Source organism: Candidatus Flexifilum breve (assembly GCF_016713355.1).
In genome coordinates, this window is record NZ_JADJPI010000037.1 from 451,704 (window position 1) to 471,472 (window position 19,769).

The 19,769-nt window shown below is 59.9% G+C and carries 14 protein-coding genes and 1 pseudogene; 8 read left to right on the forward strand and 7 right to left on the reverse strand.

Annotated features, from left to right (window positions below; all coding sequences use genetic code 11):
- Window positions 1-70: 70 nt before the first annotated feature.
- Window positions 71-1,556: pseudogene (locus tag IPK17_RS33080) on the reverse strand (GH39 family glycosyl hydrolase).
- A gap of 109 nt (window positions 1,557-1,665) precedes the next feature.
- The gene (locus IPK17_RS33090; protein WP_343421990.1) at window positions 1,666-4,929 is read right to left on the reverse strand and encodes a serine/threonine-protein kinase; all 3,264 of its coding nucleotides are present in this window, start codon (window positions 4,927-4,929) and stop codon (window positions 1,666-1,668) included.
- Window positions 4,930-5,179: 250 nt separating this feature from the next.
- On the opposite strand from IPK17_RS33090, the gene IPK17_RS33095 reads away from it, so the two are divergent.
- On the forward strand, window positions 5,180-5,458 hold the full coding sequence (locus IPK17_RS33095) for a hypothetical protein (RefSeq protein ID WP_343421991.1): 279 nt from the start codon (window positions 5,180-5,182) through the stop codon (window positions 5,456-5,458).
- Window positions 5,368-7,086: an alpha-L-arabinofuranosidase family protein gene (locus IPK17_RS33100; protein ID WP_343421992.1), complete on the forward strand. Its 1,719-nt coding sequence runs from the start codon at window positions 5,368-5,370 to the stop codon at window positions 7,084-7,086. Before IPK17_RS33095 ends, IPK17_RS33100 begins: the two co-directional genes overlap by 91 nt.
- A 67-nt stretch (window positions 7,087-7,153) precedes the next feature.
- Here IPK17_RS33100 and IPK17_RS33105 read toward each other — a convergent pair whose 3' ends face one another.
- Window positions 7,154-9,355, reverse strand: coding sequence for a PKD domain-containing protein (locus tag IPK17_RS33105; RefSeq protein ID WP_343421993.1), 2,202 nt, complete (start codon window positions 9,353-9,355; stop codon window positions 7,154-7,156).
- Between the two features lie 65 nt (window positions 9,356-9,420).
- On the reverse strand, window positions 9,421-10,788 hold the full coding sequence (locus IPK17_RS33110) for a S8 family peptidase (protein ID WP_343421994.1): 1,368 nt from the start codon (window positions 10,786-10,788) through the stop codon (window positions 9,421-9,423).
- 258 nt (window positions 10,789-11,046) lie between these two features.
- Here IPK17_RS33110 and IPK17_RS33115 point away from each other — a divergent pair, with 258 nt between their 5' ends.
- Window positions 11,047-11,526 (forward strand): hypothetical protein, encoded by a 480-nt coding sequence (locus IPK17_RS33115; RefSeq protein WP_343421995.1) that lies wholly within the window; start codon window positions 11,047-11,049, stop codon window positions 11,524-11,526.
- A 15-nt stretch (window positions 11,527-11,541) separates the two neighbouring features.
- On the opposite strand, the gene xylB is transcribed toward IPK17_RS33115, so the two are convergent.
- Both xylB and IPK17_RS33125 read right to left on the reverse strand, forming a co-directional pair.
- Complete coding sequence (xylB, locus tag IPK17_RS33120) at window positions 11,542-13,074, reverse strand: xylulokinase (protein ID WP_343421996.1); 1,533 nt, start codon at window positions 13,072-13,074, stop codon at window positions 11,542-11,544.
- 137 nt (window positions 13,075-13,211) lie between these two features.
- Complete coding sequence (locus IPK17_RS33125; protein WP_343421997.1) at window positions 13,212-14,360, reverse strand: S1C family serine protease; 1,149 nt, start codon at window positions 14,358-14,360, stop codon at window positions 13,212-13,214.
- 242 nt (window positions 14,361-14,602) lie between these two features.
- Between IPK17_RS33125 and IPK17_RS33130 the strand changes: the two genes are divergently transcribed.
- From IPK17_RS33130 to IPK17_RS33145, 4 genes are all read left to right on the forward strand, one after another.
- Window positions 14,603-15,025: a hypothetical protein gene (locus IPK17_RS33130; protein WP_343421998.1), complete on the forward strand. Its 423-nt coding sequence runs from the start codon at window positions 14,603-14,605 to the stop codon at window positions 15,023-15,025.
- Between the two features lie 361 nt (window positions 15,026-15,386).
- On the forward strand, window positions 15,387-16,094 hold the full coding sequence (locus IPK17_RS33135; protein WP_343421999.1) for a hypothetical protein: 708 nt from the start codon (window positions 15,387-15,389) through the stop codon (window positions 16,092-16,094).
- Between the two features lie 78 nt (window positions 16,095-16,172).
- Window positions 16,173-17,174 (forward strand): alpha/beta hydrolase family protein, encoded by a 1,002-nt coding sequence (locus IPK17_RS33140; RefSeq protein ID WP_343422000.1) that lies wholly within the window; start codon window positions 16,173-16,175, stop codon window positions 17,172-17,174.
- A gap of 74 nt (window positions 17,175-17,248) precedes the next feature.
- Complete coding sequence (locus IPK17_RS33145; RefSeq protein ID WP_343422001.1) at window positions 17,249-17,989, forward strand: FkbM family methyltransferase; 741 nt, start codon at window positions 17,249-17,251, stop codon at window positions 17,987-17,989.
- Window positions 17,990-18,110: 121 nt separating this feature from the next.
- Here the strand turns inward: IPK17_RS33145 and IPK17_RS33150 are convergent, their stop codons facing one another.
- Entirely contained in the window at window positions 18,111-18,410 is a 300-nt protein-coding gene (locus tag IPK17_RS33150; RefSeq protein WP_343422002.1) for a hypothetical protein, read from the reverse strand.
- Window positions 18,411-18,536: 126 nt separating this feature from the next.
- On the opposite strand from IPK17_RS33150, the gene IPK17_RS33155 reads away from it, so the two are divergent.
- The gene (locus IPK17_RS33155) at window positions 18,537-19,643 is read left to right on the forward strand and encodes a hypothetical protein (protein WP_343422003.1); all 1,107 of its coding nucleotides are present in this window, start codon (window positions 18,537-18,539) and stop codon (window positions 19,641-19,643) included.
- Window positions 19,644-19,769: the final 126 nt, after the last annotated feature.

Sequence of the window (19,769 nt, forward strand, 5' to 3'; positions counted from 1 at the left end):
AGTTGTCTGACGGCTAAAAGCACAAACGGGCGATCATCAAGATCGCCCGTTTTGTCTGTAAACGTCGGATTTACGGCAGCGTCAGCGTGATCGCGACGACGCCGTGCGGTGGCAGCGCAAACTTGATCGCGCTGCCCGTGCCCGTGGCTTCCAGCGTGGCGGGCTGTGTGATCAACTCCGCGGCCTGTTCGAGTTCGGCGAGCTGCGCGCGGGTGGGGTACTCGGGTTGACCCTGCGCGATCCACGCGGCCTTCGGGTTGAGGTGCTCATCGTCGATGTGGGCGATGGTCACGGGCGTGCTCGGGGCGAGACCGGGCAGATTGATGGTCACGTCTTCGGTGGCAATCGGCTGACCGGGGGTGTTGTGGTTATGCGCCAGCAGTTGCAGTGTGTGACCGCCACGCACGGCCAGCACTTCGACGGTCGCGTCCGCGCCGCCGCTCACTGCTAAGCGCTGATCCCCGAGGTTGTGCAGCAGCTCGAACACGCGGTAGGTCGGCTTGGGGATGCCGTAGATGTTTTGCAGGCCAAAGCCGCCGTGATACGGCGCGGAGAACTGCCCCGGCTCTTCGAACAGATCGGAGAAGGTCCAGAACGAATACGCCTGCACCAGCCCGTCATTGTCCGCAATCGCCTTGAGCGTGAGCGCCGCCGAATAGGCGTCATCATGAATGGAATCGCCCATCCACGCCGAGGTGTTCCACTCCGTGTAGTAGAGGGGCAGATCACCCGCCTGTTCGCGGGCGCGGGCGGTCATCTTGTGCAGCACACCGCGCTCGTATTTGCCGAATTCGTGCCCGAACTGCTTGTAGATCTCTTCCTCGCTGATGTCGCTGTGCCGCCACAGCGGATCGTCCGTGGGGTAGTGATGCGTGGAGACGAAATCGATGGGCACGTTGTTGGTGCGGCAGAACTCCAGCATTTCGGGGATCCATGAATTGACCGAGGTCGCCGGGCCGCCGACCGGGAGCAGGCTGTTCACGCTCTTGACGGCGCGCGCGGCGTGCTCGTACAGCTTAAAGTACTGCGCCTGCGTGCCGCCCCAGAAGTACGAGAGGTTCGGCTCGTTCCACACCTCAAAGAACCACGTCCGCACTTCGTCAATGCCGTAGCGGTCGACCAGATGCTGTGTCAACGCGCGGATCAGGTTTCCATTCCGCCCAATCGGCGGGCGGCGTGACGTTCGCCTTGTAGTAGAAGCAGGTCTGCGTGCCGGACGCCAGCACCGACGGCATAAAGCCCAGTTCGATGAACGGTTTCATGCCGATCTTCAGAAGAAAGTCGAAGATCGAGTCGATGTTGTAGAAGGAATAGCGCACCGTACCTTTCGAACGCCCGGCCGCATGATCCCAATCGCGCATCACGACGTTCATATCGTCGTCGAGCAGGCCATGAAAGCGCACATACTGGAAGCCGAGTTCGCGGTGACTCTTTTCGAGCTGTTCCCGCCAGTCAGCGCGCAGCCCCATGACGGCATGGCAGCTCCCGACACAGTGCTCCCAGTAATGCGGGAACGGACGCCCCGCACTGTGCGGATCAACGCTAAATTCGATCATCGATTAACTCCTTAAGGAGAGACTTGGCAATTTTCAAATCAGAGCCCCTAGTATGCACTGCTTAACGGTTGGCGAAAAGTGTGCATTCGTGGGGAAGTTACCAGAGGCATCAGGTGGAGGCAAACGGCGTGCGCGCCTGATCCGCTGCGTCGAAATAGGCCTGCAAATTGTCCATCAGTTCGCTGATCGTCCAGCTGGCCCCATCCGCCAGCGCGGCGCGCAACGTCTCCGCGGCCAGCAGTTGGCCGATCTGCTGGTGCAAGTGGAGCAGATCCTCCTCATCGCGATCTTCGGGCACGCCGTGCTGGTCCAGCGCGCCTAACCAGTGCGCCGCGGTTTCAATGCGCTGATCGTGGATTGCCAGTCGGATCAAGCCATACAAACCATGCAGATTGGCTCTTCCACTCGTGAGTGCCTGGGTGGTTCGCAGCCACGCTTGACCACTGCTGCGCGCTTCTTCCCACTGTGCGAGTAAGGCATGAATTTGCAGCAAGGATGACCATGCGGAACAGGCTTTATCTGCTAAGCCGATCACTTCGCTGGCGACTGCGGCCTGAGTGTAGTGGGTGATGCTCTCCGCGGCGTGACCGCGGATGAAGGCGAAGTAACCGAGGTTGATCTGGATCGTCACTACACCCCGTAGATGGTTGATTTCGGTGCAGATTTGTAGGTTTTCCCGCGCGTAGGCCTCGGCTGCCTCGTCTTTATCCTGACAAATAGCGGCGAGAAAGAGCGCCGTCAACGCATTGCCCATTTCGAAGCGATTACCGATTTCACGGAATGTGGTATACGCCGTTTGCGCCAGATTTTCAGCGGTTTCATATTCCTTACAGGTATTCGCGATATTCGACAACCGGGTCAGGATGCGAGCGTAGAACTCAGGATCGGGAACAGTTGCCAAGGTGTCGAGACTCGCCTGAAACTGCCGGCGGGCGTTCGGATAGTCACGATTTAAAAGGTAAAGCTCGCCCAGCGCAAAGATCGCCTTGGCCAGCTTCGAGCGATCCTCACCGGCTTGATAGGCAGCCAGCGCGCGCCGGATTGGGGCTTCCGCTTCACGGGCCAACCCGAGCACGATCAGCATCTGTCCCAAGCCGAGCTGCGCTTCGGCTTGCATGCTGGCGTCGCCCGTCTGTGTGGCGAGCGCGAGACTCGCCCCGTAGTGCGCGTGGGCTTGTTGGTAGCCGACTGTCTTCTGATAGGTTTCGGCAATGAGCGCATGTAAGGTGCTGCGTTCGCGAAGCAAGCGCGGGTTGTCGCCTACACGTTCCAGCAGCGAGACGAGCTGTTCGCGCGCGGTCTGGAAATCGCTCAGGCGCAGCCACTGCTGGGCGGCGCTGAGTGTATAGTGTAGTTCCTTCAGGAGATCGCCCGCTGCTTTCCAGTGCTGCGCGAGGCGGGCGGCGGACTCACTGCGGTGACCATAGAGCGCTTCGATAGCCAGCGCACAGCGCCGATGCAGCGTGGGGCGTTCGTCAGCCGTCAGCGCCGCGCTGATGCCCGCCCGCATCATATCGTGGGTGAAGCGCCAGCGGCCTTGTTCGAACTGGATCAGGCCGACATCTTCGGCGCGCAGCAGCCAGTCTTCGAGATCGAGCGCCGGGGCGAGCGTCGCAAACAGGGCGAGATCCAAATCGCGACCGAGCAGGGCGGCGCTGGACAACGCCGGTTGGTAAGCCGCGGGCAGTCGATTGCGCCGCTGCTGCGCGACGTTGAGCACGCTCTGTGGCACGATCTCGTTCGGGAGTTCCGCCGCGCCAATCGCTTCCAGACTGTCCGCTGCGGCGGCAAGCGTACGCAGCGTCTCGATGAGAAAGAAGGCGTTGCCTTCCGTGTGGTCGACCAGAAACTTGACGAGGTGGGGACGGGGGCTCAGATCGCCGATGATCGATTCACTGATGAGCTGCGTTTCGGTGACCGAAAAGGGCCTGAGCGGAATGACCTGCAGTTTGCTGAACATGGTCGGCGACCAGGCGGGATCGTCCGTGCGGTAGGCGCCGACGATCAATAGGCGCTGATGGGGCGCCAGTTCGCAGATCCGGGTGAGCGCGATCTGGCTTTCCGCCGCCCACTGCAGGTCGTCAAGCAGGAGTACGAGCGGCTTGGTCTGCTGGCGGAAGACCTGCAGCAGCGTGAAGATGAGGCGCTCTTGTTCGGCATCCGCAGAGAGCGGCGGCGCACTCGGAATCGGACGACCGAGCAAATCGTCAATATCAGGCACCAGCGCTTTGAGCACTGCCGCTTGTCCGTCTGTGACTTGGGTGAGGAGCAGCAGCTCGCGGACGATGCCGCGCCACAGCGCATAGGGGAGGCCACCGTCTTCCACGCCGCCACCGCGCAGTACGAGCGCGCCGCGCGTCACAGCGCTGACGCGCAGTTCGTCGAGCAGACGACTTTTGCCCGTGCCGCTGGCACTCATGAACACCAGGGCGCTGCCGTGACCGTTCAACATGGTATCGAGCGCGGTGGTCAACTGGGTGAGTTCGCGTTCGCGTCCCGTAAAGCGCGCGGATTGCCAGTAATGCTCGCCGAGGGTGGCGCTGAAGGCCGGGGCCGGGTGGTCAACCGCGGCGCATAAGGCGCTAATCACTGCTTCGGCGCTGGCATAACGAGCGGTGGGATGGCGCTGGAGCAACCGCTCAATCACGGTGCGCACCCCGTCCGGCGCTTGAACCAGGCTGAGATCCGGCGCTCGGCGAACTTTCGCTTGCAGGAGCTGCCCGATACTGAGTTTGGCGAACGGATGCACGCCCGCGAACAGTTCATAGGCGACAATCCCCAGCGCGTACAGATCGGAGGCGGGGCTCACGCTGAAAGTTTCGAGGACTTCTGGCGCGAGATACGCGAGTGTGCCATCCAACCCGGACGCCATCCCCTGCGGTGTTGCCAGCCCAAAATCGACGACGCGCACCTGACCGCTCTCGTCAATCAGAATATTGGACGGTTTGAGGTCGCGGTGAATGACATGATGGCGGTGCAGGTAGGCGAGGGCTTGCAGCGTTTCGATCAGATACTGAATTTTGCCGGCAGAGTCCGTCTGCCGGGCGGCGGTGAGTACATCCCGCGCGTGCTCATGCAGTACCATCGTGAAGAACGGGCGCAGTTGGTCGTCAAAGCCAAAATCGAGCACGCTGACGATGTGCGGATGATTGAGCTGAGTGAGGGTTTGAAATTCGCGCATCAGGCTCATGCGGGCGGTCGCCTGTTTTGCCCATGAGTCAGTGTCTGAGCGTGATGTGCCGAGCTTGCCAAATTTGAGCGCGACCATCTGGTTGGTGAGGCGATCCAGCGCGCGATACACGCTGCCCATGCCGCCTTCACCGAGGGGCTGGAGGAGTTGATAACGGTGATGCAGCAGATGAGGTAACGACATCTCGTTTCGCGCTTTTGATGTTAGCTGATCAGCGGCACTGCAGCGCGCGCTGATGCGCCACCACAATCCCTGTTTGGCTGCTTCAGTCTCGACTTTTCGCACCCATTATACTCTTGCCGCAGCCAACAAATCGATAGCCTAAGCACACGGGTACGTTCCCAAGTCGACCGTGACTTGACCGCCAGCTTCGTGTGCGGCTAACATCGGTGCTCGTTACTTGCTCTTGCCTGTTTCTGTAGGAACTTCCACTATGACCAGTACCACCGCTCGCCTCACCGTGCAGGCCGATCAGCCGAAGGCGATCAGCCCGGACTTGTTCGGCATCTTTTTTGAAGATATTAACTATTCCGCCGATGGCGGTCTGTACGCCGAACTCATTCAGAATCGCTCGTTTGCCTATTCCTCCGCCGACAACCCGGATTGGAACTTCTTCACCGGGTGGGAACTCGTGTCGGGGGCGGTACCTGCTCAATCGCGCTGGGTACGGATGCGCCCATTCACCCGAACAACCCGCATTACCTCGCGCTGAACGTCGACGGCGCGGTCGGGCTGCGCAACACGGGTTACGATGGGATTGTGATCAACGCGGGGGCGACCTACGATGTCGCGTTGTTCGCGCGGACGCTCGCTGGCACAATCGGCGCGCTGACCGTGCGGCTGGAAGGTCGCTTGGGCGAGGTGCTCGGCGAAGCCGTGCTGCCCGCCCCGACGGGCACGTGGACGAAGCTGACCACGGCGTTGGTGGCGACTGGCAGCGACAATCACGGGCGCTTCAGCGTGCAGGTGAGTGGGGTGGGTACTGTTGCGCTGGACGTGATCTCCCTGTTCCCGCGCGCGACCTTCCGTAATCGCTCCAACGGCCTCCGCCCTGATCTCGCGCAGGTGATCGCTGACCTCAGGCCGCGCTTCATCCGCTTTCCCGGCGGCTGTCTGGTGCACGGCGACGGGCTGGGCAATCTGTATCGCTGGAAAGACACCATCGGCCCCATCGAGACGCGCAAGGAGCAGTTCAACATCTGGAACTACCACCAGAGCGTCGGCCTTGGCTACTTCGAATACTTCCAGTTCTGCGAAGACATCGGCGCGAAGCCGCTGCCCGTCGTTCCTGCCGGGGTGTGCTGCCCGAATACCGGCGCGCGCTACAACGGTCTGTGGGAGCAGGGGCAGTGTGGCATCCCGTTGGATGAGATGGACGACTATGTGCAGGAAGTCCTCGACCTTATCGAGTGGGCGAACGGCTTGGTCGATTCGCCGTGGGGAGCAAAACGCGCGGCGGCGGGTCATCCCGAACCGTTCAATCTGGAATATCTCGGCGTTGGCAACGAAGACCGCATCACCGACGTGTTCAAAGAGCGCTTTCTGCTGATCACCAACGCGGTGAAAGCCAAATACCCGGAGATCACGGTGATCGGCACGGTCGGCCCACGCCCCGAAGGCGAGGATTACGAGGATGGCTGGCAGTTCGCCCGCGACTACCAGATCCCAATGGTGGATGAGCACGGTTATAAGTCGCCGGACTGGTTTTGGGACAATCTCGGTCGCTTCGACGCCTACGACCGCAGCGTCTCAACGACGGTCTATCTCGGCGAATACGCGGCGCATGACATGGGTCGGCGCAGCACCCTACGCTCCGCGCTCGCCGAAGCCGCCTACTTGACCACGCTCGAACGCAACGGCGACATCGTGCGCTTGTCATCGTATGCGCCGCTGCTCGGCAAACAGCGCCGCAGTCAGTGGGAACCCGACCTGATCTACTTTGATAACACCAATGTCTACCCGACGATCAACTATTATGTCCAGCAGTTATTCGGCGTGAATGCCGGCGAGAGCTATCTGCCCACCGATCTGAGCTATGCCGAAGACAAGACCCTCGCCGCCTCCACTGTGGTTGAAGTCCAGTCGGGCGACCTGATACTCAAGATCGTCAGCCGCGCCGACGTGTCCGTCGAGCTGCAGATCGATCTCGCTGGTGTGGTCAATCTGCAACCGGAGGCGATCTGTACCGTGTTGAGCGGTGCGCCGCTGGCAGAAAACTCGTACTCGTTCTGGCATACACATATCGTCAAGCCGGAGACGCGCCCGCTGATGGTCGCGCCGCGGTTCAGCTACACCGTGCCTGCCCACTCCCTGAGCGTGATCCGCGTCCGCACGCGCTAACGTGGGGCGCTGGTAAAAACAAACGGACGCCTCATGGCGTCCGTTTTGGTTTGCAGGGCTTAATCCACTACGGGGTGACGCTCATGGTTGCTTCCGCAGTCGTTTCGACCGGGACGGTGATCAGTTCGGTTGCTGATGGCTCTGGCGTGTTGGTGAAGGTCGGCGTGAACGTGGGCGTTTCGGTGGGGGTCTGGGTTGCGCTCGGGATCAGCGTTGCGGGCGTTTCCTGCACGACCAGCGAGTCGATCAGCCACACGTCATTGGTGTTCGCCGCGGGTATCCAAACGAAGCTCAGGCTGATGATCTGCCCGCGGAACGCGCTCAGGTCGAGCTCGATGATCGACCAGCCCGCCGCCGAGGGTGGGATGGGGTAGCTCTGCGTTCCGCCGCTGCTCGTGATCTGCACCTGCGCGGCTGAAGCGTTGGCTGCGGACTGGTACGACTGGAAGCTCACCTGCGGTACCAGCGCCGCGCGCAAATCGATGGGCGTCGACCACAGCAGCGTCGAGCTGGATGCGCCCGCGGTCGCGCGCCAGCCCGAGCCAATGCCATTCGCGGCCGCTTCGGTGGTCAGCATCCAACTGCCCGTCGCCAGCCAATCGGTCGCGCCGTTGTCAAATGACGCCGTGAGTGGCAGTGGCTGTGGGGACACAACCGTCGGCGTGAGCGTGGCGGTCGCGGTTGGCGTGAAAGTGCTGGACGGCGTCAAGGTGAAAGTGGGCGTGGCGGTGAGCGTGGGTGTAGCTGTTGGGATGAGCGTCGCCGTCGCTGCCAATGTGAACGTCTGGGTTGGTGTCAGCGAGAAGGTCGCGGTCGGCATGAGGGTGGCAGTCGCTGTGGATGTGAACGTCAGAGTCGGCGCGGCAGTCGTGACGGTCGCGGTGGGTGGCAGCGTGCGGATGATGCGCTGCGGGCGCGTCACGGGCGGCGCGGGCGCGAATACTTCAATCGTGACTCGCTCTTCGTCGATGCTGCCATCTGCTCCGGTCACGCGGAGAAGCGCTGTGAACATCCCGGCGCGCGTATAGGTGAACGGCGGCGGTTCCGGTGCGCTACTGTCAACCTGACTATCGCCGTCGAAGTCCCACGCATAGCTGGCAATCGTGCCCCAACTGTCGTCGGTGAACACGACCGTGAGCGGATAGTCGCCGGAGGTGCTGTCCGCGTAGAACAACGCCTGCGCGGGCTCAATCGCCGTGGTACTGGATCCGCTGGGCAGTGTAGGGCTCAGCGGATTGGTGCTGCCCGTCACCGTGATCTCCAGCGTCTCGCTGGCGCTTTCCCCGTCCTCGCCGTAAACCGTGAGCGTCACCGTGTAAAGGCCGGGCTGTTCGTAGGTGAACGGGAAGGGACGGGCATACGTGCTGTCCGGTTGATCATCGCCGTTGAAGTCCCACGCATACGCGCTGATTTCGCCGCGGCTGTTGTTCTCAAATACGACGACCAGCGGCGCAGATCCGGTAGTGAGATCCGCTGTGAAGCGGGCTTCCAGTTCGTCAACTGCGCGGGTAGCAGTCGTTGTGAGCGCGGGCGTAGTGCTGCGTGTCGTACGTGGAGTGCGTGTGCTCGTGTCCGTGGCCGTCGCGCTGGGCAGCGCCGTCCACGTGTTGGTAACGGTGGCAGTGACCGATGGGGTTTCGGTGGCTGTCGCCGGAAGTGTCGATGTCAAACTGGGTGTGGGCATCACGGTGATGACGATGGGAGCAGTCGGCATGAGCGACGACGAAGCTTCGACGACGGCTGTTTCCTCCGCGCTGACCAGCGGCGTGGGTAGATCGGAAAAGGGATGCAGCGTCGGCAGCGTCGCCTCGTTGGCGGCTCGGTCGCCTAACGCCATGCCGATGGAGATCGGCAGAATGACGAACAGGGCGATCAAGGCCGCGACCACCCATAACCAGCTTCGATTAGGGACAACGCGCGCTTTGCTCGCGCCCAACATTCCAATGAGTTCTGCGCTGCCGGCCTGTAAATCGACGGACGCGTCAATGAAGGGTACCGCGTGAATTGCGTGATCCAGCGGCGCGACCGCCACGGCGATGCAGCGTAAACCCCGCTGCCGCGCGGCGCGCATTTGCTGGCGCAGCAACGGATCACGCAGCGCCAGCGGGCTAATGATGAACACTGCCGCGCTCGGTGCGGCGATGGTCTGCCAGCGCGTGGTGCCCGCGCGCACGGGGTGAACGCTGACGCCAGCGGCCTCCAGCGTCCGAACGATCGTCACGGTGGCAGCGCGGTCAAATGGGCTGAAAAACAGCAGCAAACGACCCAAGAAAGCCTCCCAATGTAAAGGCTCTACCCGAGAGTAGAGCCTTTACCGGAATTAGTTACGCGGGCTTAGTAGCCGCTGCTGATCGCGCCCAGGCCATAGAAGGGATCGCGACCGTTCGAGCCGGGATGCGTAGCACGCGCACGCATTTCCGCTTCGACCTGCGCCGGAGCGAGGCTGCCGCCGTGCTCGCTGATGATCAGCGCGGCGATGCCCGCGGCGTGCGGGGTCGCCATGCTCGTGCCGGCTGACCAATACCAAGTATTGTTGCCCGTGCTATAGACGAGGTCAAAAATATCGCAGAGACGAGTGAGTGGGCCTACCGTGCAAAGCACTCCTTGCCCAAGTAAGGGCCTATCACCACCGGGGCCAGAGAAGTCGATCGCTGAGCGACCGTAGTTGGTGTAGGACGTAGGATAGTCAAAGGAACCGTCCCAATCGGGAAGCGCCCACCCAACTGGCGAAGTGGCGGAAATCGCGATCACGTTCGGCATGTCCGCGGGTAGGGTGAGGATGTTGGCATCGTGATCGCGATCACGACCGTCATTGCCCGCCGCGACGACGACCGTTACGCCGCGCTGCGCCGCGTAGTTGGCGACGCGGTTCATCATGACGCGCAGTTCGGCAACTTCGCGGGCTGTGATGCAACCGTCGGTATCGCATACCCCGCTTTGCGGAATGTCCGCGCCGAGGCTCATGTTGATGACGTCGACACCCTGATCGGCAGCGTACAGGATGCCGCCGGCAACCCAGCTAAACGCGCCGCTGCCGCTGTCCGCCAGCACCTTGACCAGCAGGAGATCGACATCTGGCGCGATACCAATCGTACCTACGTCGTTCTGCGCCGCGCCAATCGTCCCAGCCACATGCGTACCGTGACTAGCGAAAGTGGGTAGGTTGAACTGCGCAGACTCAGTCGGAACAAAACTAATGCTGCCGATGATATTCGGCGCAAGATCCGGGTGATCGAGGTCAAAGCCGCCATCGAGCACCGCGACGACCACGCCCTGCCCACGCACGCCGGCGGCCCAGGCTTCCGGCGCGTTCACCGCGTCATGACCCCATTGCAGATCGAAGCGTTCATCCGGGCTGCCGGAATTTGGCGGGTTGGCGACTGCTGCGTCAACCGATTCGCCTTCAACGACGAGCGTCGGGACATCAAACTGATAGACCAGATCGGGAATTACGGAGCGGACGCCGCGCACCTGCGTTTTGAAGTTGGGATTCGACGAGACGGCGACAGCGGCGCGGATTTGCGGGAGATAGTTGACCATGGTGCCGCCTGCCGCGGAGATCGCGCTGGCGAGGTTGCTGCCGTCCCCATCGGAGAGGACGATGTATGAGCGCTGCACGCCCTGCGCCGAAAGCGCAGAGACGCTGAGCAAACCGATAACAAAAACGACAAGCAAAACCAGACTGAAACGACTACGATTCATGTGGTGGCCTCCAAGCAAATAGTAAATTGTTTGGTACACGAGAACCTGCTAATACCTCTCAGATGTGGCGTCTAAGAGATACATTGTGCTGACACTAAATAATATAGCAGGAAGAAAAAGGTTATGCAAAGCATTGTTCATATGTAGTTTGTACGCTTTAGATGAAATCTAACTACCTGCCAGTGTTATATCTGGATTGATAGTGCTCCAGTATTATGCTTAGGGATATGCCGTGGACTTAAGAGAGGAAAACCGCCGATGACACCTTACCAGAACCCGTTTCCGCTGGGCAGTGACCAGCATGCGTTCTGGCACTTGTTGGTCGAAGTTGATATCGAATCGTTTGTGCAGGCGGACTGGGCGCGGCTGCGGTCGGCGTTCGTGTCCACGGGCTTCACGGCGATTGACGCCAAGGCGTCGTCCAACCCGGATGACTGGCGCTTGAGCTTCAGCCGTGTCGATGACTATGGCACGCTCTGGCTGGAGAATGCCCGTGCCATGGGTGCGCAGGTCACGCCGGACGCGCTGCGGCAGGCGTTCATCGACGCGACGCGCATGAACGATATCGAAGTGCAGGGCGATTCCGCGCTGCTGCACAAACAGCTCGATGGGCAGATCGTCACTCGCTCCGGCACGATCATTCCACTGCACTGGCAGACGCTCTATCAATGCGTGCGCCTCGACGCTGAGTGGAAGATCGCCGGATTTGTCGGCTTTTTGCCGCTGTCCGCTCGTTGATGAATTGGGATGTTCTTACGGCAGCGCCGCGATCTGCTCATAAACCGGGACGAGCGCCTCGTACATCGTGTTGAAGACCGGGTAGATCTGCTCGTAGACGGCCTGCGCGCTCGGATTGGGCGTGATCACCTCTGCCGTTTCGTTCATGCGCTCGATGATGCTGTAATCCGGGTAGAGGCCGATGCCCACGCCGCCGACGAGCGCCGCGCCCATCGAGGTGGCTTCTTCGAGCACGCTCAGGCGCTGAATCGGGATACCGTAGATATCCGCCATGATCTGATTCCACAGGCGTCCACGCGCGCCGCCGCCAATGACGCGCATCGCATCGATGTGCAGACCCTGCGTCCGGAACGCATCGAGGATGACGCGTAGATTCATCGTCACGCCTTCCAGCACCGCGCGGAACAGGTGCGCGCGTGTGTGGCGCATGGTCAAGCCGATGAAGGCGCCGCGCGCGTGCGGATTCCAGCGCGGGCTGCGCTCGCCGAGCAGATAGGGCAGGTAGAACAAGCCTTCCGCCCCCGGTTTGATCGTGTCGATCTCCGCGTTGATCAACTCGTAGGCGCTTATGCCCAGCGCCTGCGCGACCTGCTTCTCCGCGCCCGCCAGTTGATCGCGTGCCCACTGGTAAGACGCGCCCGCCGCCTGCATTGTGCCCATCGGCATGAACATGTGTGGGAGCACGTGCGCAAACGTGAAGGTGCGGTAATCCGGGTCAAAGACCGGGGTGGTCGATGCTCCGGAGATCCACGAGGATGAGCCGATGTAGTTATAAGCTGATCCAGCGCGCAGCACGCCCGCGCCCGCCGTCGCGCACGCGCCATCCCCGCCGCCGATCACGACGGGGGTGCCCGCGTTGACGCCCACCTCGTCGGCCACGTCGGCCCGCACACCGCCGACGACGTCAGTGGATGGGCGGATCTCTGGCAGTTTTTCGAGCGGCAGACCGACCGCGTCCAGAATGCGCGCCGACCACGTTTCGGTATTGAGATCGTACAGGTTCATCCCCGACGCATCCGACGGATCTGTGGCGAACACGCCCGTCAGCCGCGCGACGATGGCATCTTTGGCATGGACGAACTTGTGTGTCGCCGCATAGATGTCCGGTTGGTTGTCGCGGATCCACAGGATCTTAGCCAGCGAATACGACGGGCTGAGCCGATGCCCGCAGATGCGGTACATCTCTTCGAATGAGATGCGTTCGCTGATCCATTTTTCCTGCGCCAGCGCGCGCGTATCCGCCCAGATAATCGCTTTGCGCAGCGGGCGCGCTTCCTTGTCGAGCGCGACTGCGCCCTGCATCTGTCCGCTGAAGGTGATGCAGGCGATGTCGCTCTTGCTGACGCCTGTTTGCGTCAGCAGTTCGCGGGTGGATCGACACACAGCCAACCACCAGTTTTCCGGGTTTTGTTCCGCCCACCCGGTCTGGGCGTATTCGGTGTCATAGCCGTAAAACACGCTGCCGACGAGCCGGCCGTCGCGGTCATAGAGCGTTGCTTTGTTGCCAGTGGTGCCTAAATCGTGGGCAATAATGTGGGATGTGGTCATGGTTCCTGCTGTCAAAAAATGAAATAATACGCCTCAGAACTATACTCCACCGGAACCGCTCCTCACAACCCGGACGCAGTGGCCGCGGGCGGGGCGCGCCGCAGTGCACCCCGCCCGCCAACTATTCTGATGTTGAACTACCCCGCGCCGACCGTCATCGTGACCTCCAGCGGCGCGCCGTTGCGTATGATGCTCAGCGTGACCGTGTCGCCGGGGACCCGATTCTCCTCCAGATACAGCAGCAGATCGTTGCGTGAAACCAGCGGTTGCCCATCAATCGCCGTGATAATGTCGCCGCCATTGATGACATACCGGCGGCGCTGCACGGTCACAGTGGCGGGCTGTAAGCCAGCGGCTTGCGCGGTGCTCCCCACCGCCACATCGACGATCAGCAGCCCGCTCTGCACTGTATCTGCCGACATGCGGACTTCCGTGCCCAGCTCCGCGACCTGAATGCCCAGGGTGGGATGGATGAAGCGCCCGGTGCTGATCAAACTGGGAATGACGTGGCTGACGATGTTCACGGGAACGGCAAACCCGATGCCAACTGAGCCGCCGCTCGGCGAATTGATCGCCGTGTTGATGCCGACCACGCGCCCACGCAGATCGAGCAGCGGCCCGCCTGAGTTGCCGGGGTTGATCGCGGCATCCGTTTGGATTGCTTGCCCGATGACCGAGCCTTCGGTATCGATGCGGCGTTCCAACGCACTGATCACGCCCGTTGTCAGCGTGCGATCCAGCCCAAACGGATTGCCGATGGCGATCACCGATTGCCCGACCTGCAGTGCCGACGAATCGCCCAGTTCCAGCGGCGTGAGCGTGCCGGGCGGCACATCGACTTTGAGCACCGCCAGATCGTAGTAGTTGTCGGTGCCCACGACTTGAGCGGGCAGCGAGATACCGTTCGCCAGCAGCACGGTGATGTCGGTTGCGCCCGCGATCACGTGATTGTTGGTGACGATGTGGCCGTTGTCATCGTAGACGAAACCGGATCCGGTGCCTTCCTGCGGCTGCACGCCATAGAAGCGGGTGATGGTCTGCTGCAAGCTGGTGATATGCACGACGGACGGGCTGACCCGCGCATACAGACTCGTGATCACCTGATCGTAGGCTTCGAGGCGGCTGTAAATGGCTTCATCGGGCAGCGGCGGCGTTGGTTCCGGCGTTGGAATTTGCAGCGCCGAGACCGGGTGCGCGCGCGGCTCGACGACCAGCATCAGGGTCAGCGCGATGCCTGCCGCGAGGCCGAAAACGAATATTCCCATGAGGAGTGTGCGCGAACGCATGGCAGCCCTTTCTTCTGACATCTGTGCTTACCGCTCATGCTCGGTGATTGTAGAGACGAGTTGTAGCCAAAGTGTAAATTCTGGATAAGGCATCGCTGAATCCTCGCTGATGCCCACCAGCCACCGCAATTTACACACTGTTTACGTCTGCACCACACACTCCACATTTCCTACCGAAATTCCTCACACGCGGCGGCTATCCTGTGGTCATGTTCGATATGCAAACCCAAGGAGCACCAAACATGAAGCGCAATCTCACCATCTTCGCCGTTCTCGCCCTGCTGTTGCTGTCATTCGCGGTCGCCGCCTATGCCGATGACGAAGTCGTTCTGCCGGAAATCAATGACGGGCGCATCAACGAATTTGACATCGACGCCCCGGTCGCCGTGTACGCCATCTGGAGCTATCCGTATGCCGACGATGTCAACATGGGCGTGCTCGACCGCCTCGAATTCTGGGGCATTGACGGTGACGGCAATGTCGTTAAGGTGATGGATGTGTCGGCGGAACAGATTCTCAATGCGGAACTGAGCGACGGCAGCGCCGTAGTGGCCTCGGCCTTCAGCTATACCCTGTACCGTGAAGCCGACGGCAGCCTGACCATCACCGCGCCGACCGCCACGGACGGTGTCGCCTACCAATTTAACTGGGTGCAGTCCTTCTAGCCCGGTTGTCCCGTAAGACTCCCCCTCAACCAGACCCGGTCGGAAGCCGGGTCTTCCGTTTGCTCGGGTTAGCAACTCGCCAGCATCTAAACCAGATCTGAACATCTGGACGTTATGGTAGACACCATGTGGAGTCGGTCACAAGCAAACCGTCTTGGCACCGTGGTCATCGCTGAACCGTAAGCGGTATGGATAGGATATGCGGAAACTCATGAGCACCGCTCTACCTTTGTTACTCGTTGTGCTGCTCGTTCGGGTGGTTGTCCCGTTCTTCCAGTTTCTGCGTGCCGCGCAGACCATCCCACCTGTTCCCGAATAACGCATCCGCCGCACATGCAGTATGCTTGAGCTATTCGCTAGCATGAACCAAGCCGGACGTATGCGTACCGTCGACGAACTGCTCGCCGCTATTTTCGAGACTCGACCGCACCCCCTCTATGCTGAATTCGCGGGGTGGGTGCGGGAATCGCGGCGTTTCAAAGTTTTTGCCACCGACCACCATGCCAAGATTCGCTCTAAGCTCAAACAGGTGCGCGATGACGCGGGACTCAATGACCTGCGCACCGAACTGGAAACCGCCTTCCTGCTGCTGCGCGCGGAGCGTTTCGCGCTGGAATACGAAAAATACACCGCCTCCCGGCAGCGCGGGCCAGATTTCACGATCACCTACAAGACCCATACACTGGTCAATGTCGAAGTGCGGCGGCTGCGCGCCGTGGAAGCCAGCGACGACCCGCAGATCAAGCTGGTGGGCGTGCTGTGCGACAAAGTCGGGCAAATGCCCTCCGGTGTGCTCAACGTGCTGTGGCTGGCCGTCGAAGCGGGGGTGACGGAAGCGGAGTTCAACCGGGCGGCGGTCACGCTGCGCCAGCTCGCCGAAAGCAAAAACGAAGCCTTCTTCGCGCGGCGCGGGTTTGCCAGCGCCGCCGAATTCCTCAAGCAGTACCAGCACTTGAGCGCGGTTGTGCTGCACCACGCGACCGGGAACGCCGTCTGGTTGAATCCGCTGGCCCGCCACAAGCTCCCACCCGATCTCGTCGCCGCGTTTCAGCGCTTGACGAGCACGTAACGCTGGGATCAGCGGGATGTTAAGCAAACACCTGTGCTATAATAGGATGCAGCGTATCTGGTTCATCCAAGGAAGGGAATGACCCGTACCAAGCTCATCCTCATTGGTTTGATCGTCCTCACGCTGACCCTCACGGCCTGCTTCGCCACTGATCCCACCGCGCCCACGCCGAACCCCGATAGCCTCGCCGTCACCGACCCGCCCGGTGGCCTCGCCGCGACGCATCCGCTGAGCATTGCCATGCTGCGCGACCGCACCTACCCCGGCAGCGATTTCGTCATCGAGCAGACGCTCGAACCCGGCATCAACTACAACCGCTATATCGCGTCGTACCTCTCCGACGGGCTGAAGATCTACGCGCTGCTGACCGTGCCCATGAGCGAGCGCCCGCCGACGGGCTACCCGGTCGTGATCTTCAATCACGGCTATATCCCGCCCGACGAATACCGCACGACCGAGCGCTACCTCGCCTATACCGACGCTTTCGCCCGTGCGGGCTATATCGTCGTCAAGTCGGATTACCGCGGGCATGGCAGCTCGGAAGGCGATCCCGAATCGGCCTACACCAGCCCCGGCTACACCGTCGACGTGCTCAACGCGCTGGCGGCGGCGCGGCGCTACCCGGACGCCGACCCGAACCGCGTGGGCATGTGGGGGCATTCGATGGGTGGCTACATCACGCTGCGGGCGATGGTGGCGGAGCAGGGCATCCGCGCCGGGGTGATCTGGGCGGGCGTGGTCGATTCGTACACGGATATGCTGACGACGTGGTTTCGCCGCGACTGGGGCGACCGCATGATCGGGCGCTACGGCTCGCCGCAGACCAACCCCGATTTCTGGAACGCGATTTCCGCCAACAGCTTCCTCGGGGATCTCTCCGGCCCGGTGCAGACTCATACCGGCACCGGCGACGCGACCGTGCCCTATACCATGTCTGTGCGCCTCGATGAGCAGATCCGCGCGGCGGGCGGCACGAGCGAGCTGTTTTTGTGGGAGGGCGACGATCACAACATCGCCACGCACCGCGACGACGCGCTCCTGCTCTCGGTCGCGTTTATGCATGTGCACGTGCGCGGGTAGCGACCCGCGGTTGTGCCCCTCGCTGATCGGCTGTATGCTCAGAGGCGATGCTGCCTAAACGCTGAGGGAACGCCGTGAACTTCTCCGGGATATCACGCCAATCGCTGATCGGTCAACTGCTGCGCCTGCCGCTCGCGCTGATTCCACCTTCGGCGCGCGTCCCGATTTTGCAGGGCGCGCTGCGTGGTCGCTGGTGGATCGCCGGGTCGAGCAATCACGGGTGCTGGTTGGGCAGCTACGAATTCGACAAGCAGCAGCGCCTGAGCGCGCATGTGCAGCCCGGCATGGTGGTCTATGACATTGGCGCGCATGTGGGCTTTTACACCTTGCTGGCGGCGCAGCTCGTCGGGCCGGGTGGGCACGTGTTCAGCTTTGAACCGCTGCCGCGCAACCTGACTTATCTCCGCCAGCACATCGACCTGAACCACTTCGGCAATGTGACCGTGTTTGAGGCCGCCGTGGGGCAGACCGCCGGGGCGGGGCAGTTCAGCGTGCATGCCGCCTCGTCGATGGGGTCGCTGACTGCGGACGGCACGCTGACCGTGCCGATCGTCAGCCTGGACGAGTTGAGCGCGCAGGGACGTATCCTCCCGCCGCAGATCCTGAAGATCGACGTGGAAGGCGCGGAAGCGGACGTGCTGCGGGGCGCGCAGACCCTGCTGCGGACGCACCACCCGACAATCTTCCTCGCGACACATGGCGCGGATGTGCACCGCCAGTGCCTGACGCTGCTGCGCGAACTCGGCTACACGGTCGAGGCGCTGGACGACCGCCCCGTCGAAGCGACGGACGAAGTGCTCGCCCGCTACGCGTGAGTAGTGACACTATACTGATGCACTTCGACTCTGTTTATTCATATAAATGGAATATTTATAATTGTTTCGTGGGGTTACTCTACCTGAGTGGCTATATATTTGATCTAATGTGAAAGAGTTTCTAAATGTTCTCTTCCAACGACTTCCAACTCAGTTCGGATTTATGTTGATCAATAAACCAGTGTATCAGCCGCTCAATAGCCTCGTCTTCGTACTTGACGTTACAGTAAACATGAATTGCATAATCATATATATTTTGTGTGCCGTTTTGTTGCTCTCTCTTAAAGGATCCACGAACGAGATAATAGTGTTGGTTAGGAACTTGCGATTGAGCTTTGGGATCTACAAACATCATTGCGACTCTATCATCGTTTTCTGGATCTACAATTACAACTAGACCGCCAACAATAACTAGAGGCATAACGGACTCTCAATAGCGCTCATTTCATAATAGTATATTCTTTTTCTTAGATTGCGCCTAGTATTCTTAATATGGCATAACTAAGGCTGTAATGTTGCATTGCATTCCTCCTATATAGAGGTAAGTATGGACACATCTCAGAATTGGAATCGGAACGTCGTCAAATTGGCTCTCTATGTTGAGATGCGAAATCGTTCGGACGGGAGACGAGAGCCGCTAATCCGCGCTTACCCCATTACAGAGGGGAAATTACAAGTATCAGTTATGTTGACACGAGATATCTGGAAAGTACCTGTTCATCTAGACATTCTCAGTTCGACGGAATTTCAAGACCAGGACATTTCAGTTATTCGCTATAAAGTTGATCAGTTTGTGGATGCCCTTATTGCCGATGATCCGAATTTGCGAAGCGCAATTATTGACGAGCAAAAGCTGGTTTTAAGGATCCCAGATGAAGTTGTAAATCCCCTGAGGAAATTCCACGAGGATTACGGACGCACAAAAACCGCATTTCTTATGATGCAGTTTGCAGATACAGCTGTACATCGAGAGATAGAATCTGAAATCAAAAGAAGCCTAAGGCAGTTTAATATACTTGGTCTTCGCGCGGATGAGAAATACTACCATGACAACTTGCACTACAATGTTCTGACCTATATGTACGGTTGTGATATTGGTATCGCCATTTTCGATAACGTTTTGAAGGAAACGTTTAACCCAAATGTAGCCCTAGAGGTCGGATACATGCTGTCATTGCGGAAACCAATCTGTTTATTAAAAGACAGGTCAATACAGACGCTGCAAGCCGATCTAGTGGGCAAACTCTACGAACCATTTGATAGTTATAATATAACGGGGACAATTGGCCCTGCGATTTCAAAGTGGCTTTCTGCAAACACCGATTTTCAGTTTCCGGACAGTGTTGACACGAGTTCACACGTACACAATATATTCGTGAGGATTCTGGATTTGGGCGATCCTACTCAAAGCATACCTGCAAAAAAGATGCGTCTATCAGAACCACCACTCTTTTCAACTGCTCATGCGAAGTTTTACCTACTTTCCAGTGAGTTAGTTTGTCAAGTTGCTGTCCATATGTTTTGCGACGTGACTCCACAGGAATCAGACCTGTTTTCCTTGGTAGAGGATATCAGCATCTATGTAAAAACCCTGATAAACAAAGACGACACACTTCGATATGTAGTAACTGGCGGACGGTATATCCAGATTTAAAGCGAATTTATTAACATCGACGACGACTTTGCATAAGTCCGCCCTAGACCAATGATCAGTACGATCCTGAATAAGCTAGGTGTACACTAAGCGAGTCTGCTACACAAACCCAATAGGAGATCACCC